The sequence below is a fragment of the Streptomyces sp. NRRL WC-3549 genome (genome assembly GCF_000721935.1).
Taxonomy (GTDB): Bacteria; Actinomycetota; Actinomycetes; order Streptomycetales; family Streptomycetaceae; genus Streptomyces.
Window position 1 is genome coordinate 101475 of the sequence record NZ_KL585423.1, and the last position, 4610, is coordinate 106084.

3 protein-coding genes are annotated in these 4610 nt (G+C 71.9%); 2 read left to right on the forward strand and 1 reads right to left on the reverse strand.

Annotation, left to right across the window (positions count from 1 at the left end):
* Nucleotides 1-39: 39 nt before the first annotated feature.
* Nucleotides 40-1023 carry a GDP-L-fucose synthase family protein gene (locus IH13_RS0126815; protein WP_031088551.1) on the reverse strand — a complete coding sequence of 328 codons (984 nt, stop codon included), beginning with the start codon at nt 1021-1023 and terminating at the stop codon, nt 40-42.
* A 113-nt stretch (nt 1024-1136) separates the two neighbouring features.
* Between IH13_RS0126815 and gmd the strand changes: the two genes are divergently transcribed.
* Together gmd and IH13_RS0126830 are read left to right on the forward strand one after the other, a co-directional pair.
* A complete protein-coding gene (gene gmd / locus IH13_RS0126820; protein ID WP_031088552.1) occupies nt 1137-2150 on the forward strand; it encodes a GDP-mannose 4,6-dehydratase in 1014 nt (337 codons plus the stop codon).
* A gap of 169 nt (nt 2151-2319) precedes the next feature.
* Nucleotides 2320-4575 (forward strand): LamG domain-containing protein, encoded by a 2256-nt coding sequence (locus IH13_RS0126830; RefSeq protein WP_031088553.1) that lies wholly within the window; start codon nt 2320-2322, stop codon nt 4573-4575.
* The last annotated feature ends 35 nt before the right edge of the window (nt 4576-4610 follow it).

The following is a 4610-nucleotide window of genomic DNA, read 5'->3' on the forward strand; positions in this document are numbered from 1 at the left end:
CGGCAGGGCCGTGCCCGCCACGGCCTGCCGGGCCGCGGGTCAGCCGCGGGACTCCGGCCGACCCAGCCACCAGGCGTAGGTGCGGGCGATGCCGTCCTTGAGCGGGATCCGCGGTGCGAAGCCGAGGGAGGTCAGCCGGGAGACGTCCAGGAGCTTGCGCGGGGTGCCGTCGGGCTTCGAGGTGTCCCAGCCGATGACGCCCTCGAATCCCGTCACCTCCCGCACGATGCCGGCCAGTTCTCTGATGGTGAGGTCCTCACCGCAGCCGATGTTGACCGGTTCCTCGCCGTCGTAGGCCTCCAGCAGTCGGACGCAGGCCGAGGCCAGGTCGTCGACGTGGAGGAATTCGCGGCGGGGGCTGCCGGTGCCCCAGAGGGTGACCTCCGGGGCCCGGTCCCGCTTCGCCTCGTGGAACCGGCGGATCAGCGCGGGCAGTACGTGGGAGGTCTCCAGGTCGAAGTTGTCGCCGGGCCCGTAGAGGTTGGTGGGCATGGCGCTGATGAAGGAGGCGCCGTACTGCCGCCGGTAGGAGCGCGTCTGCACGATCCCGGCGATCTTGGCCAGCGCGTACGCCTCGTTGGTCGGCTCCAGGGCGCCGGTGAGCAGGGCGTCCTCGCGGATCGGCTGCGGGGCGCGCCTGGGGTAGATGCAGGACGAGCCGAGGAAGAGCAGCCGGTGCGTGCCGGCCGCGTGCGCGCCCGCGATCACGCTGAGCTGGATGCGCAGGTTGTCCTCCAGGAACTGCACCGGCCAGGTGCTGTTGGCCATGATCCCGCCCACCTTCGCGGCGGCGAGGACGACGGCGTCGGGGCGGACGTCCCGCAGGAAGGCCTCGGTCGCCGCCGCGTCCCGCAGATCGAGGTCCTCCCGGCCGCGCGTGATCACCTCATGGCCGTCGGCGGTGAGGCGGCGGGCCAGCGCCGAGCCGACGAGACCGCGGTGGCCCGCGACGAATACGCGGGCGCCGGGGGGCAGCAGGGCGCGGCCGGATTCCCGTACGGGGCCGGGGAGATCAGTCGTCATGGCTCGGATTGTGCCAGCAGCCCCACGCCCGGGTGACGCGTTACGGCACACAGCTCGGGCCCGGTTATTTCGGTGCACCACACGCCCGTCGGGCGACCACAGAAGGGGGAGCCATGGCAAAGACCGCACTCATCACCGGGGTGACCGGCCAGGACGGTTCGTACCTGTCCGAGCTGCTGCTCGGCAAGGGGTACACCGTCCACGGCCTGTTACGTCGGTCGTCGAGCTTCAACACCGAGCGGATCGACCACATCTACCAGGGCCCCGAGCAACCGAATCGTTCCTTCGTCCTCCACCACGCCGACCTCTCCGACGGCGTCGCGCTGGTCAACCTGCTCCGCGACATCCGCCCCGACGAGGTCTACAACCTGGGCGCCCAGTCCCATGTCCGGGTCTCCTTCGACGCGCCCCTCTACACCGGCGACGTGACCGGTCTCGGCACGGTCCGGCTGCTGGAGGCGGTGCGGGCCAGCGGTGTCGACACCCGGATCTACCAGGCGTCCTCCTCCGAGATGTTCGGCGCCAGCCCGCCCCCGCAGAGCGAGCGGACCCCCTTCCACCCGCGCAGCCCGTACAGCGTGGCGAAGGTCTACGCGTACTGGTCGACCGTCAACTACCGTGAGGCATACGGCATGTACGCCGTCAACGGCATCCTGTTCAACCACGAGTCGCCGCGCCGGGGCGAGACCTTCGTGACCCGCAAGGTCACCCGCGGGGTCGCCCGGATCAAGGCCGGGCTCCAGGACCGCCTGCACCTGGGCAATCTGGACGCCGTGCGCGACTGGGGGTACGCCCCGGAGTACGTGGACGCGATGTGGCGGATGCTCCAGTGCGACGCGCCGGACGACTACGTGGTCGCCACCGGTGAGGGCGTGAGCGTCCGGCAGTTCGTCGAGTACGCCTTCGCCCACGCGGGCCTCGACTGGACGCGGTACGTCCGCTACGACCCGAAGTACGAGCGGCCCAGCGAGGTCGACGCCCTCATCGGGGACGCCTCCAGGGCGGCGGAGCTGCTCGACTGGAAACCCGAGGTCAAGACCCGCGAGCTGGCCCGGATCATGGTCGACGCGGACATCCGGCTGCTGGCCGACCAGCTCGCCGGGGCGACGGTGCGGGTGGACCGGTGAACGGGCCCGCCGGCACCCCCGGCCCCCCGGCCGTACCGCGTACCCGGGCCGCCCGGGCGGCGGGGCGCAGCGGCGTCGTGCCGGTCGCCGGCACCTGGACCGAGGATTCGGTCACCCCATGGACCGCGGCCGGCCGGCCGCTGCTCGTACTCACCTCCGGAGCTGGATCATGAACGTAACGACGGGCCGCAGACCGATCGGGGGGCGCGGCCGGGTGCGCGCCGCCGCCGCCGCGCTCTGCCTGTTCGCCGGGGCCCTGACCGCGGCGGCCACGGGCGGGGCCGCCCCGGCGGCGGCGCTGACGCCACCGGTCTCGATCACCGCCGACGACCTCACCACCTGGCAGACCAACGGCATCGTCTGGTCGATGGCCGCCGGCGACGGCGTCGTGTACGCGGGCGGCACCTTCTCCACCCTCCGCCCGCCCGGCGCCGCCGCCGGCACCTCCGAACAGCCCGCGCTCAACTTCGCCGCGTTCGACGCGGCGACCGGTGCGCCGACCGGGTGCACCCTCTCCTTCACCCTCTCCTCCGGCACCGCGACCGTACGGGCGCTGGCCCTGTCCCCGGACGGCAAGACCCTGTACGCGGGCGGGCAGTTCGGTTCGGTGAACGGCGAGGGCGTCAGCAACATCGCGGCCGTCGACACGGCGACCTGCACCCCGCGCAAGGACTTCAAGATCTCGGTCTCGGCGACCGTGCGGGCCCTGGACGTCACCGCCGACACCGTCTACCTCGGCGGCGACTTCAACAACGTGGGCGGCAAGACCCGGAAGAAGTTCGCCGCCGTCACCACCGGCGCCGCCCTGCTGCCCTTCACCGCCGACGCCGACGAGGTGGCCCGGGCCGTCCAGGTCACCCCCGACGGGCGGCACGTGGCGCTCGGCGGCGACTTCTTCACCGTCAACGGCACCTCCTCGCACGCCCTGGCCGTGGTGAACGCGACGACGGGCGCGCTGGTCAAGAGCTACCCGGGATTCATCCCCGACACCTCCACGGTGCAGGACCTCACCACGGACGCGACCGGCCTGTACACCGCCAACGAGGGGACCGGCGGCGGGGTGTTCGACGGCCGGATCGCGATCGACCTCGCCGGCTACCAGCAGCGGTGGCGGGACACCTGCCTGGGGGCCACCCAGGCCGTCCTGGTCCACTCGGGCGTGCTCTACAGCGGCAGTCACGCCCATGACTGCGCGAGCATGGGGGAGTTCCCGGACCAGCCGCGCAAGCACCTGCTGGCACAGTCGGTGGACGACCCGAAGCTGCTGCCGTGGTTCCCGGACACCAACGACGGCATCGGGGAGCCCGTGGGGCCCCGGGTGATGTCCCAGACCGACAAGGGTGGGCACCACTACCTCTGGGTCGGCGGGGAGTTCACCACCGTCAACGGGGTCCGCCAGCAGGGCCTCACCCGGTTCGCGGACGGCCCGGACACGGGGGTGCCCTGGGTGCCCAACGTCAGCCTGTCCACGCTCACCCCGGGGCGGATCGACGTGAACTGGCAGACCAGCTTCGACACCGACGACGGTGAGCTGACCTACCGGATCTACAAGGACGGGGCGAGCACCCCGGTGCACACCACCACCGGCCGCTCCGTCTTCTGGGACCGGCCGCAGCTGCGGTGGACCGACACCGACGTGGCGGTGGGCGAGACCCACTCGTACCGGATCACCGCGAGCGACGGCACCAACACCAGCGCCAAGTCCCCCGCCCAGTCGGCGACCGTGGCGGCGACGGCGGAGCGCTACCCGGCGCGGGTGCTGTCCGACGGGGCCTCGGTGTACTGGCGCTACGACGAGGGCACCTCGACCTTCGCGGCCGACGCCACGGGCAACCGGAACAACGGCTTCCTGCGTAACGCGCCGGCGTACCGGCAGACCCCGGCGGCCGTCGCCGGGAGCTCGACCGCCATCGGTTTCGACGGGACGAGCCAGTACGCCTACGGCAACACCCTGCATCCCGCGCCCGCGCGGTTCTCGGTCGAGACCTGGGTGAAGACGACCACCACCCGGGGCGGGAAGATCATCGGCTTCGGCAACGTCACGATGCAGAACAGCGTCCGCTACGACAAGCACGTCTACATGGCGAACGACGGCCGGCTGGTCTTCGGCGTGTACAGCGGCGGCTACCGCACGATCACCACGCCCGGGGCCTACAACGACGGCAAGTGGCACCACGTCGTCGCCACCCAGGGAACCGGCGGGACCGCGCTGTACGTCGACGGGCAGCTGCGCGCGTCCGGCTCCTCGTACACCACCAGCCAGAACACCCCCGGCTACTGGCGGGTCGGCGGGGACAACCTGGCCAACTGGCCGAACCGCCCGACCAGCAACTTCTTCGCCGGGCAGCTCGACGAGACCGCCGTCTACCCGACCGCGCTGACCGCCGCGCAGATCAGCGCCCACTACGCACTGAGGACCGGCTGATGAGGCATCCGTTCCTGGCCGGCGCCGCCGTCGTC

What these genes read in the sequence shown, in the direction of transcription:
- IH13_RS0126815 (WP_031088551.1), bottom strand. Translation starts at nt 1,023, where the DNA reads ATGACGACTGATCTCCCCGGCCCCGTACGGGAATCCGGCCGCGCCCTG.
- gmd (WP_031088552.1), top strand. Translation starts at nt 1,137, where the DNA reads ATGGCAAAGACCGCACTCATCACCGGGGTGACCGGCCAGGACGGTTCG.
- IH13_RS0126830 (WP_031088553.1), top strand. Translation starts at nt 2,320, where the DNA reads ATGAACGTAACGACGGGCCGCAGACCGATCGGGGGGCGCGGCCGGGTG.